This is a genomic window from Paenibacillus sp. Marseille-Q7038 (assembly GCF_965111595.1).
In genome coordinates this window covers 541,839-560,574 of the sequence record NZ_CBCOOM010000002.1, presented here as the reverse complement: position 1 = coordinate 560,574, position 18,736 = coordinate 541,839, and the positions used below count along the sequence as shown (strand labels likewise).

The following is an 18,736-nucleotide window of genomic DNA, read 5'->3' as shown; positions in this document are numbered from 1 at the left end:
AAACAAAATGAAATTGTATTTGCTTTTCCCTTACCATTGCTCCCGCATTCGAACCGATACTACAACATCAATATCTTCCATAAGTGAATCTATAACGAGGGTGAGGTTATCACCATCTTCAAGATCCAACATCACACCCTCTCCCATTAGACGAACAGAGGTATTGGTAAAGGCTCCTGCTATACCCGTCATGGTTCCTTGGGTAACAACTCGTCCATTCGTAACGACCGTACACGTTGTATTTACTTCTAGGGCTGTTTCTTCTGCAGGAATCTGCGTTGTCGGCGTCGGATAGCGATTAAAACTCCCGTTAATTGTCCCACCCTTGACCAAAGTATATCTAACAGGGTTCCTTGTCAGGATATCCAAACCTTCTACATAGACGGAAGCTGCTACTCCGTTCGGATTCGTAAAAGATAGGTTTTTTCTGAAACTCATGACAGCATAATTATCAATTTGTGTAATAGAATTGACAGATCTGATCTCAGAAGTAATCCTGCTGATATTTACCTCCTCTGTTTCAAACGGGATATATAGACCATCTACACCTACTCCATAAATTGCAACATCAATCCCCGATGTCGAGTAAACCGCATTAATCTGAAAATGATCGTATCCCACCTCGTATGTGCGGCTGATTACTTCCTCTCCATTCAGAAAAAAGAGATCTTCTGCAAAAGCAGTTTGCTGATTACCATTATTTACAAGTCCCTTCAAGTAACAAAGTCCTGGAGAGGTATTATTATTAACGACTTTGACAATGACTTGGACGTATGGCCTAATCCCCTCAATCGGTATATTTATAAGATTTCGTGTTGTAATTGTTGGCATACGGATTCCCCTTTCCCCTTCCTTGTACACCTGATATTATATGCTCCGATGATTATAAAAAGTTCGGGTGTTATGATATAGTAGATTAGGCTAGGGCTTCCTTTTGGCCCATAAAACTCATTATAAATACCTCTCATTCTACTCTAGAGTGATAATAATTCTCATCATTACTGCTGGAAATAGGAGTCATGAAAATTGAATAGTTCATTTTCTAAGGATCATCATTCATTAAAATCAAAAATACATGTTAGACCTGTCAGAGCTTTTGTAACCCTCGTTATAGGTCTGATTGCTGTCGTTCTATTCATGGGTGTATCCATTGCTGTGGGTGCAGCTGATATTCAGCTTTCTACTGTCTATGAGGCTCTTGTCCGCTTTAATCCAGACATCACCCAGCATACGATTATTCATGAGCTCAGAATTCCGCGTTCCATCGCTGACGTACTGATTGGTGCGGCTTTTGCAGTAGCTGGGGCAGTTATGCAAGGAATGACAAGAAATCCTCTTGCTGACTCTGGTCTGCTTGGTATTAATTCAGGGGCGATCTTCATGATTGCAGTAGCACTGGCATTCTTTCCTGAATTGTCCTATAACGGCATGATGATCTTTGCCTTTATTGGTGCCTTTATTGCAACTGTGCTTGTATATGGTACGAGCTCCCTAGGCAAAGTCAGAGTCACTCCGATTCGGCTTGTACTTGCAGGTGCTGCTGTATCCGCACTGCTTACTGCACTCAGCCAAGGAATTGCGATTCATTTCAGACTGAGCCAAGATCTTTCTTTTTGGGTCGCAGGTGGGGTAGCAGGTATCAAAATGCCTCAGGTGTTATCTATTCTTCCATGGATCGCCTTAGCGCTGATTGCCGCTATACTGATTTCACGATCGATTACGCTGATTAGTCTGGGTGATGAAGTGGCATCGGGACTTGGACAAAAAACAGGTCTTATCAAGATCATTGGCGGAATAATTGTGCTCGTGTTGGCTGGTGCAGCTGTGTCGGTTGCTGGTCCTATTGGTTTTGTAGGACTTGTTGTTCCTCACCTTGTCCGTTACATCGTTGGTGTAGATTACCGCTATATTATTCCCTGCTCAGCTGTTGTCGGAAGCCTTCTGATGCTTCTTGCCGATATTGGTGCGAGGATGATTAATCCGCCTTATGAAACACCCATTAGTGCACTTTTTGCGCTTGTCGGTGTTCCCTTTTTCCTGTATATCTCACGGAAATCAGGGAGGGGTCTCTAATGAACAAATCACTTGCTGAACAAATGCAGGAGAGTACACAAAAACGTCGTAAACGCCAATGGGCAGTCATGATCACTTTTGCTGTCTTCATGGTTGTCTTCCTATTCATTAGTATGAACACTGGTTTTTCGAAGCTGGCACCTGCTGAAGTACTAAACACACTTCTTGGCAAAGGTACCTCTCGGCAAAGCCTTATTTTATTCGAGTTTCGACTGCCGCGTATTGTCATATCGATGCTTGTAGGTACGGGACTTGCTGTATCCGGATGCATTCTGCAAGGGGTATCGAGAAATGCACTGGCGGACCCCGGGATCCTAGGAATTACTTCAGGCTCCGGGCTCATCGTTGTGCTCTACCTGTCCTTCTACAGCAGTGCTGCTAAAGCACCTACGTTGCTATTGCCTTTTCTCGCACTAGCTGGAGGTCTCATGATCGCAGCTATTATTTATATACTCTCTTATAGCAAGAGAGATGGGCTGAATCCCAATCGGATGGTGCTGACGGGAATCGCCGTTACTGCAGCTGTGAATGGGCTAATGATCGTGCTTATGCTCAGGCTTAACCCGAATAAATACGACATGGTAGCCAGCTGGCTTGCCGGGAGCATTTGGGGATCGACCTGGAAACAGGTCCTTACTCTCCTGCCGTGGGTATTGCTGCTTATCGTCTTCGCCTTTTTGAAATCTCGAATGCTCGACGCTTTATCACTAAATGAGAATGTAGCCTCCTCGCTTGGAGTAAACCTCAATCGTGAGCGGCTGTATTTACTGCTGATTGCGGTAGGATTAGCTGCTGCCTGCGTTGCCTTTACGGGTGGAATTGGATTCGTTGGTCTGATTGCTCCCCATCTTGCACGCCGTCTTGTTGGTCCAGGGCACCGAATGTTACTGCCCGCATCCGCACTGGGCGGTGCACTGCTGTTGCTCATGGCAGACACACTTGGCCGGTTAGTGTTTCCTGCTACGGAAATTCATGCCGGAATTATGGTGGCCATTATCGGGGCTCCGTACTTCCTTTATTTGTTGTCTAGATCGAAAATGTAAATAGACTTCACGCTATTAGAATTAAGCTGTCAAGCCTGTGCTTGGCAGCTTTTTTTCGTCATTTATTAGATTCCATATCTTGTCTGTTCAGCTTGCGCAAGAGATGATACAATTCCATTTCAATAACCTTTATATCTGTCACGGATCTATCATGATTGAGTGTGATATTTTTCACTGAGTTATAAATAAGGCCTATGATAATTTATCCCGTATCTAACCCTTTTTATTTTCTACCCATCACATATTTACGTGTGTCTACACACTTTACCCGATTAGCGTGTCAGTGTGGTGTCCTTATCCGTTTATCATTTTTTGTTAAAAGAGAGGCATGCTGGGTATAAATAAAGGAGTAAATTTGTGAGTTATATATAGGTTGTTAAAAGAAATGTGGAGTTCCTGAATTTACATGTCCCATATCTTTTGACAGTCCAAAACATATAAGGTTATTATATCTATCAAATCAGGGAGGTTATGTAATGGCAGACATCACGAAAAAAGAAATTGCAGAAAGTGTCCCCCAGAAAGGTTTTTTTGGGCACCCTAAAGGACTATTCACCCTCTTCTTTACAGAGTTCTGGGAACGGTTCTCTTACTACGGAATGCGGGCAATCCTTGTTTACTATATGTACTATGAAGTATCCCAGGGCGGACTTGGTCTAGATAAGTCGTTGGCTCTATCGATCATGTCGATCTACGGTTCCCTTGTATACATGTCAGGTATTATCGGTGGTTGGTTAGCAGACCGTGTCTTCGGAACATCAAGAGCCGTATTCTACGGCGGCGTTCTCATCATGCTCGGACACATCGCACTTGCTATTCCCGGCAGTGTTTCTTTATTCTTTGCTTCCATGGTTCTCATTGTCCTTGGGACAGGCTTACTCAAACCGAACGTATCCAGCGTAGTCGGGGATATTTACAGCCCTGAAGATAACCGCCGTGATGCTGGTTTCAGTATTTTCTACATGGGAATTAATCTTGGCGGATTCTTGGCACCGCTTGTAGTAGGATCTGTTGCAATGGATAACGGATCAAACGATTTCCATCTTGGCTTCAGCTTAGCAGCTATTGGTATGTTGATCGGTTTGATTGTTTTCGTTGCTACGAAGAAGAAAAATCTTGGACTTGCTGGTACGATTGTAAATAACCCGCTTGCACCACATGAAAAGAAAAAGATCTTTACGATTTTTGCTATAGCTATTGTTGTTATCGCCCTAATCGCGGTTCTCGGAATTCAAACGGGGTTACTTACATTCCCGGTATTTGTAAATATTGTCGCATTCCTCGGAATACTGATTCCGGTTAGTTACTTTATTGTCATGTACCGCAGTCCAAAAACAACTGATGTGGAGCGCTCCAATCTAGTTGCTTACATTCCATTGTTCATCGCGGCTGTTATGTTCTGGGCAATTCAAGAGCAAGGTTCAACGATTCTTGCTAGCTATGCAGATACGAGAACTCAACTGGAATTCTTCGGGTTTAGTATTTCCCCGGCTTTCTTCCAGTCTCTGAATCCGTTATTCGTTATCTTGCTTGCACCTGTTTTTGCTGGACTCTGGGTGAAACTTGGCGGCCGCCAGCCGTCTGTTCCTAAAAAGTTTGCCTTTGGTCTGCTGTTTGCAGGTCTATCTTTCTTGGTTATTCTTCTGCCTTCTTACTTCGGAGGAGAAAACAGCCTGGTAAGCCCACTGTGGCTAGTACTGAGTTACTTCATTGTCGTGCTTGGTGAGCTTTGCTTGTCGCCGGTTGGTCTATCTGCAACTACAAAACTTGCACCTGCAGCGTTCTCAGCTCAAACGATGAGCTTGTGGTTCCTAACCAACGCAGCTGCTCAAGCAATCAACGCTCTAATTGCACCTCTGTATTCCGAAGAAACAGAGATGATTTATTTCGGAGTGATTGGTGGAACGTCGATCGTCCTTGGTATTATCCTGTTTATCATCGCTCCAAAAATTTCTTCCTACATGAAGGGAATTAAATAATATAGAATGTAAAAAACCTCTGGATCCACGATGAACTTTACTTCATCTTGGATCAGAGGTTTTTTTATTTATCAAGATTAGGATGATACTTTCTCTAGACTTCCATCTTGATCTTTCCGAATTTGCTTACTGCGAAGCTGACCGCAAGCTGCATCGATATCCGCACCGTGTTCAAGTCTCACACTAACACTAATGTTCTGTTTCTTCAGTACATCATAGAAAGCAGTAATGGAGTCTTTCTCGCTCCGCTGATACTGGCTATGCTCATCTACTGGATTGTATGGGATCAAGTTAACGATAGCCAAATTCCGGCGATCTTTCAGCAGTTCTGCAAGCTCAAGAGCATGTTCCGGCTGATCATTCACCCCTTGGAGGAGAATATATTCAATCGTAATCCGCCGATTTGTAGTATCCCAGTAGTATTCAATAGCTTCCATAAGCTTCTCTATCGGAATAGCCTTATTGATCTTCATAATCCGTGTGCGCAGTTCATTATTCGGTGCATGCAGGGAGACAGCGAGATTAACGTTCAGATCAGAATCCGCAAACTCTTTAATTTTACCCGCTAGTCCGCTGGTGGATACCGTAATATGTCTTGCACCAATCGCCAGTCCCTTGTGATCCTTCACGACACGAATAAAGTCAGATACATTGTCATAGTTATCAAACGGTTCACCAATACCCATTACCACGATATGACTCACCCGCTCACCTTTACCAACCTCATCAAGGTGGAACTGAACTTTCATGATCTGCTCCACAATTTCCCCTGCAGAAAGGTCACGGCTCTTCTTGAGCAGTCCACTTGCACAGAAGCTACAGCCGATATTACAACCTACCTGCGTTGTTACACAGACAGAGAGTCCAAACTTATGGCGCATCAGCACAGTCTCAATGAGATTACCGTCTTCCAGACGAAATAGGAATTTGATCGTTCCATCTGAAGACTCCTGCCTTGTATGCTCAGTTAATGTCTCTATTACAAAATGCTCGGATAACAGCTGAACACAGCTCTTGTTCACTTCGGTCATCTCCGCAAAATCCTTCACACGTCTCCGGTACAGCCACTCCCACACGTGGGATGCCCGAGATTTCTTATGGCCGCGCTCTTCCAGCCACGCTCCCATATGTTCCTGAGTTAATCCATAAATGGATGGTTTATTCATGACAAAACGGCCCTCTTTTCAAAACTTTAAAATATAATCTATTCAAAACTTATACCTTCTTGTCTCATTTACAAAATAGGTTTGCTTTCGTAATCCGTTTATTATTGTCCCAAACTTTTCAGGTTTAAACAAGGTCTAATCACGAATAACACGGACAAAATAGCAAAAGGAGACTTCCGTCTATGCGAAAGTCTCCTTAACTGCTTTAAGTAACTCTTTGAATAATAAGGAAATGTAAACCCATCTACACCCTCGTTTTAAAGAGCAAGTATACAAAGTATGGAACTCCAATGATAGAAATCACGATGCCTACGGGAAGCTCTGCTGGGGCAAAGATTGTTTTCCCGATGAGATCACCCACAACAACCATCGCCATTCCTACGAGCCCAGATACGGGAATCATATGACGATGATGAAGACCGACAAGCCTCCGCGCAATGTGAGGTGCAATAAGCCCCACAAAACCTACACTTCCCGCTACCGCTACACAGGCGCTCACAATCCCAACGCTATAGAGCAGCAGTAAAATACGCTCCCGATTTACCGATACGCCTGCTCCCATCACGCTCCCTTCCTCAAGTTGCATCACATCCAAGATAAGCGACTTCCGCCAAATGAGTGGGATAAAAATGACAAGCCAAGGCAGCATAGCCACAATAAATTGCCAGTTGGCATTATAGATACTTCCCGCAAGCCACACGGTAGCCATCTCAAAATCCTTAGGATTCATCTTTAGGGATACGAAGAGCGTTATAGCCCCAAATCCTGAGGACACAGCGATACCGACTAGAATAAGCCTTTGGGAGTCCAGCTTTCCGCGCTCTAGGGCAAAGATGAGAATAAGCGCAGCAGCAGCGAGTCCGCCTACGAGACCAAATAAAGGCATTGTCATAATGGAGAAAAAATTAGCCCCTGTAATGCTTCCCTGAAAGAGAAACATAAAAAGGACAATTGCTGTACCTGCTCCCGCATTGATACCAAGCATGCCAGGATCCGCAAGGGGATTACGTACGATGCCCTGAACGACAGCACCTGCAATACCAAGACCTAATCCGAGGAGTAACGCAATCATGATTCGCGGCAAGCGAAAATCAAAAATAACGAGATGGTGTTCCCGTGAAGTATCCATTCCTAAGAGCGTCTTTACTACATCGGTCACCGTCATATCAAACGTACCATTCGTTATACTGATATAAGAAGCCAGAAGAATGATAGCTGACGTAACAAGGACTACCGTTCCTTTTTTTCTTCGATTCGTATTATACATTTGCCTTTCCTCCTCTGGTTTTGATCAGATACAGGAAGAAAGGAACCCCGAACAGTGCTGTGATCACACCGATGGGCGTCTCAAAAGGAGCATTAATGAATCGGCTCAGCACATCACACCAAGCGAGAAAAAGCCCGCCAAGAATACCTGAGCAAGGAATAACCCATTTGTAATCCACACCTACAAAAAAACGAGTAATGTGCGGAATCAAAAGCCCGACAAATGCAATTTTTCCGGCAAGTGCCACTGAAATTCCCGTTAAAATAACAACACTGAGAATGGATAATGCTTTTACCCATTTGGTACGTTGCCCAAGTCCAGTAGCCATCTCATCTCCCAGAGACAAGATCGTTATAGATTTGGATAAGCTCATGGCAAGAGCAAGTCCAACGATAGCAAAAGGAATGATCAGTTTTATAAGATCAGGATCCATTTGATGCAATCTTGCGTTATACCAGAAACTTATATTTTGAGACACCTGAAAATACGTCGCTGCCGCTTCCGATAATCCACTCAGAAACGTACCGATGATTGTCCCCAGAATAGCCAGACGGACCGGCGTCATTCCTCTCGGTAATAGCCAAGCAAGTGAAAAAACAATCCCTGCGCCGATCGCTGATCCAAGTAATGAGAAAGCAATGTAACCTAAAGACGATGTACCCGGCAGCAGGATCATACAAAAGGTAATGACAAAAACAGAACCGTCAGAGACGCCCATAATAGAGGGAGATGCTAAATAATTGCGAGTCATTCCCTGCATGAGTGCACCCGAGATTGCAAGAAATGCCCCAATAAGCAGAGCCCCCACGACTCTTGGGAGCCGTGAGGTCATAATGATCTGATGATCGATACTGTCTGTGTCAAAGTGGAATATTGCATTCCACACTTCCACAGGTTCGATATTTTTTGCTCCATAATGAATGGAGAATAGAATGGTGAGAGCCACAAGAATAGGAGCCGTCACCAGAATAAGGGCCGGATTTATTTTTCCTTTAGGTATCATAAGTTTCTATGGTCGCCGCGGTCTACTTCGTCAGTTGCTCTACAGCAGCCTTTAGGAAATTCGTTCTGCTCCAAGCCGGTCCACCCTCGGAGAGAGGATCAATGACATTAATAAATACATGGTCATCTTTAAAAGCGGTCGTCTTTTGGATAATCGGATTGTTCTGCACATCCGCTAATGCGGCAGGATTGTCTTTGTTTGACTGCTCTTCAAACTGAATAAATACATAGTCTGGATTCATCTCTGCAAACTGCTCGACAGATATCATCTCCTGGGCTTTTGCTGCGAGAACTTCAGCTGGCGGTGTAAGTCCCAGATCTTCATATAAAACTGGATTTACAAATACGTTCGCCGGATAGATATACATCTCTCCTCCGCGGATACGAACTGCGACAACTTCTTTATCGTTCAAGGTATCTCCCAATTGCGATTTTGCAGTCCCTACTTGAGCCTCGTGTTCATCAATGATTTGTTTCGCTTGATCTTGCTTTCCAGTGAGCTCCGCCATCAAATTCAAGTTATCTTTCCAGTCCGAAGCGATATGTGAAACTTGAATGAGTGGAGCAATTTTCTTTAGTTGTTCTACGACTTCCGGTTTGAACTTCGTCGTACCGAGAATCACATCTGGCTGCAGAGAGAGAATGGTCTCGAAGTTAGGCTCCGCCTTTTCTCCAATGGACTGCGCTTGATCTGTAATTGCTGCGAAACGTTCCGGAAATTCACCACCTACAGTAATGGCACCTGCTGGATGCACATCAAGTACGAGCGCATCTTCCATTGCTTCCATTGCACCTGTGATGATGATTTTTTCTGCATTTACCGGAATGGTATATTCTTGTCCCAAGTATGTAATGCTACGAGTATCGCTAGCTGTCTCATTTGTTTCCGTTTTTGTTGATGTAGCCGGTGTCTGCTCGCCTGTACCCGTAGCCTCTTTATCTCCGCCGCTATTTCCGCACGCTGCAAGCATCACAAGCAGGAGGACTAGCATCCCCATGAAAGCTATTTTCTTCATTTCTATGAACCCCTTCCGTTCCAACAATAATTGATAATGATTATCATTATTGAATAATACTGGAGAAAAGGAGGGTTATCCATGGACTTTTTCCTGATGGACCTGTAATAATTACCGATCACCTTAATAGTCAGTGCTGAATTAATGAGAACCCGCTCGATAAGCAGAAGGGGAAACCCCCATCATCTTCTTAAACTTTCGGCTAAAATAGAACTCATCCGGATATCCGACGAGATGTGCAATCTCCCTCAGCTTCAGTTCTGGGTCCATCATGAATCGTTTGGCGTGCTCCATGCGGACCGTGGCTATGTATTCAGTTACACTAACTCCATAATGTTTTTTGAACAGCTCGCTATAGTATTTCAAACTTAGTCCTGCCATTCGGCAAAGTTTATCCAGCGCTAAGCTTTCATTATAGTGCCGATCAATGTAATCTTTAGTCAACTGTAATGCAGAATCCGTGTCTACCCGGGCCTGATCGCTGCTTTTCGCTATCCAGTAAAGGGTCTCCTGAAAAAGAAGCTGACCGCGATATCTCCCAAGTCCTTCCCCGCTATGCCAGTGACCATAGATGGAATTACATATATCGGTAAACCAGTTGATTTCATGATGCGCTAGATCCAATAAGTGCCCTACAGGTGGCACCTCAGATACAAGGAGCTGCTGCTTTCGATCATCTTGTTGATACACATCATAGCCAATTACAGTAAGGTTCACTTCGTCACCACCCTTACAGTCCATCACCAGCTTCTCCTCATTCATACACGAGTAGATACAAGTACCGTCAACGGGAAGAGAACAATCCCTCCATGTTAAACATCCCTGTCCCTTTGCAACCATCAGCAGATGAGAAGATTGATGATTCATATCAGAAGGATTCCACTTTTTACTTGTGCTCACCTTAAGAACGTCTTTCAGCTTAACAACAGAGGAATCCAGGAGTTGCTGACCTTGTTTGTTACCTAATTTTGAGGTCGTTATCTCAAGCATGAAAAATAATCACCGCCTTATTAATGATAATGATTATCAATATCATAAACAGAGTTTACCATACTTTTCTGTTTAGCAGTGATTTAATTCGCACTTTTTCAGATTAGTCCGATTCTACTAGTGCCCACCCATTAAATCGCAAAGCTCTATTAATGAGTACAGGCACAATAGACATATGATTCTCCGCCTCAAACGCTTGATAAGCTACATGCACTCCGAACTCTTCCAGTTGGTTTAATCTCTCTGCCTGCTCCTCTGCGTTTCTGACCATCGGTACTTTCAGATTTCCCTCTAGTTCCCCTACTGCAATCAGCACTCGCGCATTCAGTTTATGCTTACCCTCGTTAACTTCCTCCAGCCACTTCTGTTCCTGCTGACGTAAATACATCTCATTCCAGTGAATCGATGGACTGCCTGCGATGTACGTGTGGAAAGAATGGGGTCTAACAAAAAGCATATGCAGTACAAAAAGTCCGCTAAGCGAGTGTCCCACAATCATCTGTCTGCTCGAATCAACCGGATACCGGCTCTCCACCAACGGCTTTAGTTGATCTTCTACAAATGACATAAAGTCCAGCGCTCCTCCCTGCTCGGGAAGCGGCCTTCCAAACGGAACCTTTGGTAAATCCTTCTCCAGTGCAGGCATCGTAAAATCATAGTGGCGTTTAGGTGGAAAAGGTGCTTCCGCATTGTACCCAATGCTAACCACAATAGCAGGTACTACACCGGTCTTTTCCGGCCTTAATGACTGAATACGGACCATCTCCGCAGTCATCGCAAAGGTGCTGTTTCCATCAAGTGTATAGATGATGGGAAATCCGGAGGCGGGTACTTTTCCGCTCGGTTGATAAACTTGTACTCGATATTCCTGTCCATTAATGCTTGAAGTGACAGACCATTCATCAGTTCCTGCTAAAGTCACCTTTTTTGTTGAAATATTCTTCACTCTATATCTCCCCTTCCGCATTAAACTTACCTTGTTTTCCGCATTATATTGCACTGATTATAGGAGGGACATGGATATTCTCCGGAAAAATATCGGCAATATCGAAAAAGGACCCCACTAATCGTAGTGGAGTCCTTTCCCTAGATATACCTGCGGTGTAATTAAAGACTAGTTACGATGAACGGAATAACCATCCTCTTCCACAGTTACACTAGCTCCCAGTGCATCAGCAATCGAACGCAGCGGTACATAAATTGTTCCTTGAGCTGTGTAAGGTGCTTGCGGCAACGTAACTGCCTTCCCATTGATTGTGGCTTTCTTCGAGCCTAAGGTATATGTCGATTGCTCAAGAGTAAGATCATTAATTATAGTAAGTTGTTTAGAGCCTTTTGACCACTTCACTTCTGCATCAAAATGTTCAGCAAAGGAACGGAGAGGAACAAATGCAGTCCCTTTTACATTTTCTGCTCCGTAGACTGGATCATTTGACTCTAGGTAAAGATAAGATGTTGTCATACCTGATTGCAAAAGCAGATCATGTACCGGCTTCGTTCCTTCAAAGTTACGAAGCATTTGACCTGTTGTCACCTCTCCAAAGAGTGGATCAAGGTATCCTTTCGAAAGGTCAACTTTATCAGCTGTTACTTTTCCGCCAAAGTTCCATGATTCGGAATCACTGATGACTTTCACCTCTGATACGGGAATGTCTTTAGCAACAGGGAGTGCTACCGTTAGTTCCATATTGCTCTTCCGCGCATTTAGATCCTTATCGAAATAATAATTCACTATAAGACTACTCTTGTCACTAAAGACGGTTTTCATTTCCGGAGTTTCATTGAGCATTTTGTCAATCTCTGTATCGATCGTCTTCACATACTCATCAAGAAGACCCTTGATCATTCCATAATAAACCGTTATTGCTTCTTCTTTGGTAGCAGGCAAGATTCCCTCTGCTAATCCTTCTGCTCCTTCTATCTCTTGGTAAGAGGAGAACAGCCCGTTAGCCGCATCATAAATATCTCCAATCAGCTTCTTCAAGCCGTTCTCATCCTGGGCAATACTGCTGAGGAAAGGACGTACCATCTTCAATACTTCTGCTCCGCTAATCTCAGCATGAAGTTTTGTAAGATTCAATTTCTCTCCATTTACGGTTGCTTCTTCTTGACCTACCGAGATTTTATTCGGATTAGGAAGGTGCTTGACGACAAAGCTGGCTAGATTCCATATGGCATCTTCCATCTGCTCATTGTATTCGGTCATATCCGGCAGAGACGGATCTTGCGCATAGGAAAGATAAATCGGCTGCTTAGCACCTTCTATTTGTAGTGCCACTCCTTCTTCATCTAAACTCAAGAGGAAGGGAATTTCCGCTTTCTGATAACGGACCTTTCCCTTGATGGAGGCTTTCTCCTTATCTTCTACTTTTGCACTGTCAATATATAGAGAAAACGAATTGATAAGTTCAATGATGGCGAGATCTTCTTCCGATGCATTTGCTGAAGGTGTAACCTTTACCTGCAACGTTTCTTTTGTCTCACTGGATTGATACATACGATCTTTACTTCCAAGTAGAGCTGAGCTTACATCCAGCCCACCGACGGCCTGACATCCGGTAAGGATAACAAGCAAAAGAGCTAGTGGTGCCGCGAACCATTTTAACTGCTTACGAATTCGAATCATATTCTCCTCCTCGATCTTGGTATTGAAGTTTACATCCAGATCTTATCTTACAGATAAAGGTAATATATGTAAACCCTTGATTATTTTTGAATAGGCGATGTCATGACATTCGACAGATTGGGACAACATTGAATGGCAAACCTAGGCTGAATATATAAATATGACGAATACATATGAAAATAAATGATTTTTGTAGTTTCTATAAAAAGAGAATGCACCGAGGGAAAACCTTGTTTCCTGTTCTAAAAAATTAATAATTATTAGTTATCTTTTATCAATCTACGTATAGAAAGAGAAGAACCCCCGTACATAGACGGGGGGGGGGGGGAAGTTTATTTATCTGCAAAGATAAGTGTTGTTTTGGAGCTATTTATATAGCCGACTTTTATTCCGAGCTGTTCGGATACAAAACGGAGGGGGATACAGGTTACTCCACCCTTTAGCATCAGCGGAGCATCATAGAGTACAATCTTGTCATTTACCTTCACTTGTCTATTACCAGCAGTCCACTGGATGAAAGTATCATTCTTCTGAATCGTTACCTGTTTCTTCGTTTGATCCCATGTAACACCGGCTCCAAGCTGTTCTGATATAAAACGAAGGGGGACATAAGTACGTCCTTTTTCAATAAAAGGGGCCACTCGGAGTGAATAGGGTTTATCTCCGACATATGCTATTTTCGAACCTTCCTGAAGACGCTGGTATTTCCCCTGCGGAGTCACATCTTCCGGGTTCCCTCCAAGTTCAGTGAACAAACTCCATGTATTCGAGCCATAGGTTAGATCGAGATAGTTATCTTTTAGATTAAGCCCGTAATAAGGAGGTTCTCCCGATGATTCTTGCCGAACATAGGTAAACTGTTGATTCTGGATCGGCTTCAGATCCCACACCAGATTACTAGCTAGATCCAAGCTCTGAATATGGTTCAATTCCTGCAAAGGCGCAAGATTAAAAATCAGATTCTTGGAAACATCAAGATTGGTTAGTGACTTCAAATCTTTCAGAGGATCTAGGCTTGTTATCTGATTATCTGAAACGTTTAGATTCGTGAGCTGCTGCAGATCTTGAAGAGGATTAAGACTGCTGAGCTTTAGACCTGACAGGTCTAGAACCTCAAGATTCGTAAGATGGCTTATATTTTGCAGCTGGTTTATATGGGACAATGGATTATATGCAAGCTTCAGACTGACTATGGACTTAGGTAACTTATTTATGTATGTTGCATCTGTTATCTGGTTTTGATTAAGATCGAGAATTTGTAGATTGGGAAGTTGGGTAAGAACCGATATATTTTTAATTTGGTTAGAGGAAGCCAGCAGTTCCTTTAATGATGTCATGTTTACTAAAGGTTCTACACTTTCAATTTTGTTAAAATTGATGTCCAGCGTACGTAAGGATGCTGCTCCTGACAAACCATCTAAACTTGTGATCTGATTTCCTCCAGCATAGAGAGTATGTAACCTTGGAAAGTTACCGGTCACACCTAGTGAAGTAATTGCATTATTGCTTACAATAAGTCGTTCCATTTCTGTATTTTTCTCAAGTGGTTCTATAGAACTGACATAGTTATTCGTCACATCGACTTCCCGCAGGGTTGTTATCTCTTGGAGCGGGGACAAATCTTCTACCTGGTTATATGGAATCCGCAGATGGGTAAGGTGAGCTGCATGCTCCAGTCCGGAAAGACTTCGAATTCCAGCAGAAGGAAGGTCAATCACCGTTAATTTTTCCAAATCACTTACCGTGAGTTCCTCATCTTGTGCTTTATTTAGGATCATCTTGAGACCATTGTCCAAGTAAGGGTCTTTTACTAGACCTTGCTCCGCAGCATATAGATACGAGCCTTGTCCCCCCCAGCCCATCGCAAATAAAAACATAAGCACTATGGTTATTACCCTCTTCATTACCCGTATCCTCCCCTTTATAGCTGTACTTTCTACTCACATACGTATTCAAATTCCTATATAGGAGACTAATATCCTTAGGTTTAAGCCATAATTTAATAATAATGACGAGAAGTAGATCCGCTATGTTTCACACACATCCCCATACCCTTTACCCATATCTAGATGAAAGGAATACATTATGAGAAAAATATTCAATAAATTTCTATATATATGTTCTGCTTCCCTGCTATTAGCTTTGTTGCTTCTTCCTGTGGTGAGCCCTTTATTACATAAGCAAGCCGAGGCGATTCCATCTTCTGCTGCTGCAGATCCCGGGCAGAAGGATGATCTACCTGCTGTTAAACAATTTCAACTCTATGCAACGGATGGTACTCTTGCCTTGCCGGACGGAACTTCCGTGTATGTATGGGGTTATAGTGAGAAAAATGAGAAAGGATCGGCGAATTATCCTGCCCCTACCTTGACTGTTAACGAAGGCGACCAAGTAGAAGTAACTCTTACTAATATCGGCACTGCCAAGAAAGGAATAAAGAGGGTAGGTCATACGATTCATTTTCATGGTTTAGATACGGATCAGGCGAACGATGGTGTACCTCATACTTCAAAAGATCTGCTCGTAGGTGAAAGCTTCACCTATCAATTTCAGGCTAAGCATGCGGGGACTTATTTCTATCACTGCCATGTCGATACGGTAGAACACTTACAAATGGGGATGACAGGTGCCTTCATTGTTCAAGCAAAAGATGGGGCGAACACAGCTTGGACAAGCGGACCCGTTTTCACAAAAGAGTATACCTTTATGCTGAACGAGATTGACCCTGTGTGGCACAAAGCAGTGGAAGAAGGTAAAAAATATGATCGAACCACCTTCCACCCCACCTATTTCACTATCAATGGAAAAGCCTATCCTGACACAGAGAAAGATCCATCGACCATGATTGACGGAAAACTCGGAGACAAGGTGCTCGTACGTCTCATTAATACGGGATATCAAGCTCATGCGATGCACTTGCATGGATTTCATTTTGAAGTCATTGCTTCCGATGGAAGACCGCTGGCTTCGCCACTCATCAAAGACACCGTTAACGTTGGGCCCGGAGAGCGATACGATCTGCTAATTACTTTCGATCAAGATGGCTCATATCCTTTCCATAGCCACAACATTCTCGACAATACGAATAATGGTATTTACCCTGGCGGAATGCATACGATGGTCCAAGTTACTAAGGATGGAAAAACACCGCAAGGTACAAGCCACCATCAGCATACAGATACGATTCCTGAAGAAATCAGAGAGGGCATTACCGTTGTTATAAGCGACATGCGTTATTCCATTCCAGAACTCAAAGTGAAGCAAGGATCGACCGTCACTTGGATTAACAATGATCCCATGTTTCATACCGTGACTTCCATAGATGATACTTTTGATTCTCGTCATATCGAACCCGGCAAGCAGTACTCGTATACTTTTCAGAAAAAGGGAACCTTCCCCTATTACTGTGCCACGCATCCTAGTATGGAGGCAAGTGTTATTGTGGAATAACAAAAAATCGCCTGCCCATCAACTTGTGGGAGCAGGCGATTGTTCTATTTAGTTACTTATTTGCCTTCCGTTTCAAATGAATCGGGCTCATCATCTCGGATCGCCTTATCTTCTTCATTCTCGTTCGGATCTGTATTTTTCATTAGCTTTACCATCGAAATCCCTCTTTTCAAAGATAAATTTCTAGTGACTTGTCTTCTTTATATATAACCTCATTTTTCGTTTTCTTAAACATACGACCCAGCTGCTCTTCTTCTTAACATATCGTCACAATCACTTTGCTCTCTTTTAAGAAAGAGGCTTTTTCGGTTACACTTGCCATAGGAGATCTAACTTGTCAGAAAGCGCGGTGACACTCTTTGTTTACAATTATGCTTATTGAAGATGATGCGACCCTTTTTAATGAAATCAAGGAACGACTTGCTCAGTGGTCATATAACGTATATGGAGTACAGGATTTTGATCAGGTATTTCAAGAGTTCACAGCAATCAAGCCAGACCTTGTCATCATTGATATCCAGCTTCCGAAATTTGATGGTTTTCACTGGTGCCGGATTATCCGGTCACACTCGAATGTGCCCATCATTTTCCTCTCATCCAGGGACCACCCAACGGATATGGTTATGTCTATGCAGCTCGGTGCCGATGACTTTGTACAGAAACCTTTTCACTTTGATGTGCTGATCGCTAAAATACAGGCTACCCTTAGACGGGTTTACAATTATAATACCGAACGTATTGAACTCCGGACCTGGCGCGGAGCCACCATCGAATACGTAAAAAATACAATCTCCAATGAGCATGGATCGGTAGACCTCACTAAAAATGAAATGTTCATTCTAAAAATATTAACCGAGCATAAAAACCAGATTGTCAGCAGAGAAAAACTCATTCAAAACTTATGGGATCATGAACACTTTGTCAGCGATAATACCTTGACGGTAAATGTTAATCGGCTGCGTAAGAAGCTCGAGAATATTGGTCTTGATCCCTATATTGAAACAAAAGTGGGACAAGGATATATGGCTACGGAAGAGGTCAGCGCATGATCTGGGTGTTTCTTAAGGAACGCAGAACCTGGCTTCTTCTTCTACTATCTATACAGCTGATCATTCTGTTCATTTCCTATATTGATAATTCAATTCCATTTATGTCGATGCTGTACATTGTCCTTCTTCTTACTCTCTTGTGCACCTGCTTTGTCGTACTACGGTATACGAAGGAGACAAAATTCTATTCTCATATGAAGAACTGGGATCACACCTATGATCTTGCTGAACTAAGCAGTGCGGACAGCCCTTTTGAGCAGATTGTTCTGGATGCTGTCACTTTACAGACGGAACGTTACAAAAGGGAAACAACCCATAACTATATGCTTCTTGAGCAAGAAAAAGATGAACTGCTCTCCTGGATCCATGAAGTGAAAACACCGCTGACCGCGATGCAACTAATGATTGACCGATTGCCTGATGAGACACTGCAAAGACAACTGATGTATGAGTGGCTGCGAATTCATCACCTACTCGACCAGCAGCTTCACCAGAAACGGATTCCTTTTATTCAAAATGATCTATATATCGAGGTTTCTGAGCTGGAGCCGATAATTTATCAAGAAATTCGCGCCCTGAAATCCTGGTGTATTCAAAAAGGAATCGGGTTTGATGTTTCTCTAACAGAAACCAGGGTGCTGACTGATGCCAAATGGCTTGGTTTTATCCTCAGACAACTGATTACCAACGCGGTAAAATACAGTGCATCCTCCGATATTCTTATTGAGAGTAATTGGCTGGATAATCATGTTGTACTCACGATTCAAGATGCAGGCAGAGGCATTGATCCCAAAGATCTGCCTCGTATTTATGATCGAGGGTTTACTTCCACTACGCATCACGAGGACGGTGCTTCGACTGGTATGGGTTTATATCTGGCAAAACAAGTGGCCGATTCGCTGCACATTCAGTTGAACGTTTCTTCTGTACTTGGAGAAGGTACGACTTTTACTTTGACCTTCCCGCGAAAAAATGAATTTGTTCGTATTACGGGCATGTGACAACATCGTCACATGCTTTTCTATATTGTTCGCTGAATCGAAGGAAAGCCAGCTCCGCTTTTATTATGATAGGT

At 43.1% G+C, this 18,736-nt stretch carries 15 protein-coding genes; 6 read left to right on the top strand and 9 right to left on the bottom strand.

The genetic code is table 11. The annotated features are described in order from the left end of the window. Nucleotides 1–30: 30 nt before the first annotated feature. The gene (locus ACWPWY_RS19785; protein WP_454193332.1) at nucleotides 31–831 is read right to left on the bottom strand and encodes a hypothetical protein; all 801 of its coding nucleotides are present in this window, start codon (nucleotides 829–831) and stop codon (nucleotides 31–33) included. A gap of 195 nt (nucleotides 832–1,026) precedes the next feature. Between ACWPWY_RS19785 and ACWPWY_RS19780 the strand changes: the two genes are divergently transcribed. From ACWPWY_RS19780 to ACWPWY_RS19770, 3 genes are all read left to right on the top strand, one after another. Continuing rightward, nucleotides 1,027–2,073 (top strand): FecCD family ABC transporter permease, encoded by a 1,047-nt coding sequence (locus ACWPWY_RS19780; protein WP_454193331.1) that lies wholly within the window; start codon nucleotides 1,027–1,029, stop codon nucleotides 2,071–2,073. Then, nucleotides 2,073–3,116, top strand: a complete 1,044-nt coding sequence (locus tag ACWPWY_RS19775) for a FecCD family ABC transporter permease (protein WP_454193330.1) — start codon at nucleotides 2,073–2,075, stop codon at nucleotides 3,114–3,116. The genes ACWPWY_RS19780 and ACWPWY_RS19775 overlap by 1 nt, the downstream gene beginning before the upstream one ends. A 476-nt stretch (nucleotides 3,117–3,592) precedes the next feature. Next, a complete protein-coding gene (locus ACWPWY_RS19770; protein WP_454193329.1) occupies nucleotides 3,593–5,095 on the top strand; it encodes a peptide MFS transporter in 1,503 nt (500 codons plus the stop codon). Nucleotides 5,096–5,172: 77 nt separating this feature from the next. Here the strand turns inward: ACWPWY_RS19770 and rlmN are convergent, their stop codons facing one another. The 8 genes from rlmN to ACWPWY_RS19730 all read right to left on the bottom strand — a co-directional run bounded on the left by rlmN (nucleotide 5,173) and on the right by ACWPWY_RS19730 (nucleotide 15,066). Further along, entirely contained in the window at nucleotides 5,173–6,261 is a 1,089-nt protein-coding gene (gene rlmN, locus ACWPWY_RS19765; RefSeq protein ID WP_454193328.1) for a 23S rRNA (adenine(2503)-C(2))-methyltransferase RlmN, read from the bottom strand. A 244-nt stretch (nucleotides 6,262–6,505) separates the two neighbouring features. Next, the gene (locus ACWPWY_RS19760; protein WP_454193327.1) at nucleotides 6,506–7,528 is read right to left on the bottom strand and encodes a FecCD family ABC transporter permease; all 1,023 of its coding nucleotides are present in this window, start codon (nucleotides 7,526–7,528) and stop codon (nucleotides 6,506–6,508) included. Further along, nucleotides 7,521–8,531, bottom strand: a complete 1,011-nt coding sequence (locus ACWPWY_RS19755) for a FecCD family ABC transporter permease (protein WP_454193326.1) — start codon at nucleotides 8,529–8,531, stop codon at nucleotides 7,521–7,523. Before ACWPWY_RS19755 ends, ACWPWY_RS19760 begins: the two co-directional genes overlap by 8 nt. Before the next feature lie 22 nt (nucleotides 8,532–8,553). Beyond that, complete coding sequence (locus tag ACWPWY_RS19750) at nucleotides 8,554–9,546, bottom strand: ABC transporter substrate-binding protein (RefSeq protein ID WP_454193325.1); 993 nt, start codon at nucleotides 9,544–9,546, stop codon at nucleotides 8,554–8,556. Between the two features lie 141 nt (nucleotides 9,547–9,687). Further along, nucleotides 9,688–10,536 (bottom strand): helix-turn-helix domain-containing protein, encoded by an 849-nt coding sequence (locus ACWPWY_RS19745; RefSeq protein WP_454193324.1) that lies wholly within the window; start codon nucleotides 10,534–10,536, stop codon nucleotides 9,688–9,690. Nucleotides 10,537–10,639: 103 nt separating this feature from the next. Continuing rightward, complete coding sequence (locus tag ACWPWY_RS19740) at nucleotides 10,640–11,482, bottom strand: alpha/beta hydrolase (protein WP_454193323.1); 843 nt, start codon at nucleotides 11,480–11,482, stop codon at nucleotides 10,640–10,642. Between the two features lie 168 nt (nucleotides 11,483–11,650). Then, complete coding sequence (locus tag ACWPWY_RS19735; RefSeq protein ID WP_454193322.1) at nucleotides 11,651–13,162, bottom strand: copper amine oxidase N-terminal domain-containing protein; 1,512 nt, start codon at nucleotides 13,160–13,162, stop codon at nucleotides 11,651–11,653. A gap of 332 nt (nucleotides 13,163–13,494) precedes the next feature. After that, the gene (locus ACWPWY_RS19730; RefSeq protein WP_454193321.1) at nucleotides 13,495–15,066 is read right to left on the bottom strand and encodes a leucine-rich repeat domain-containing protein; all 1,572 of its coding nucleotides are present in this window, start codon (nucleotides 15,064–15,066) and stop codon (nucleotides 13,495–13,497) included. Between the two features lie 181 nt (nucleotides 15,067–15,247). On the opposite strand from ACWPWY_RS19730, the gene ACWPWY_RS19725 reads away from it, so the two are divergent. The 3 genes from ACWPWY_RS19725 (at nucleotide 15,248) to ACWPWY_RS19715 (ending at nucleotide 18,662) form a co-directional block, all read left to right on the top strand. Continuing rightward, nucleotides 15,248–16,612, top strand: a complete 1,365-nt coding sequence (locus tag ACWPWY_RS19725; RefSeq protein WP_454193320.1) for a multicopper oxidase family protein — start codon at nucleotides 15,248–15,250, stop codon at nucleotides 16,610–16,612. A gap of 359 nt (nucleotides 16,613–16,971) precedes the next feature. Next, entirely contained in the window at nucleotides 16,972–17,661 is a 690-nt protein-coding gene (locus tag ACWPWY_RS19720) for a response regulator (protein WP_454193319.1), read from the top strand. Further along, entirely contained in the window at nucleotides 17,658–18,662 is a 1,005-nt protein-coding gene (locus ACWPWY_RS19715; protein WP_454193318.1) for an ATP-binding protein, read from the top strand. The genes ACWPWY_RS19720 and ACWPWY_RS19715 overlap by 4 nt, the downstream gene beginning before the upstream one ends. Nucleotides 18,663–18,736: the final 74 nt, after the last annotated feature.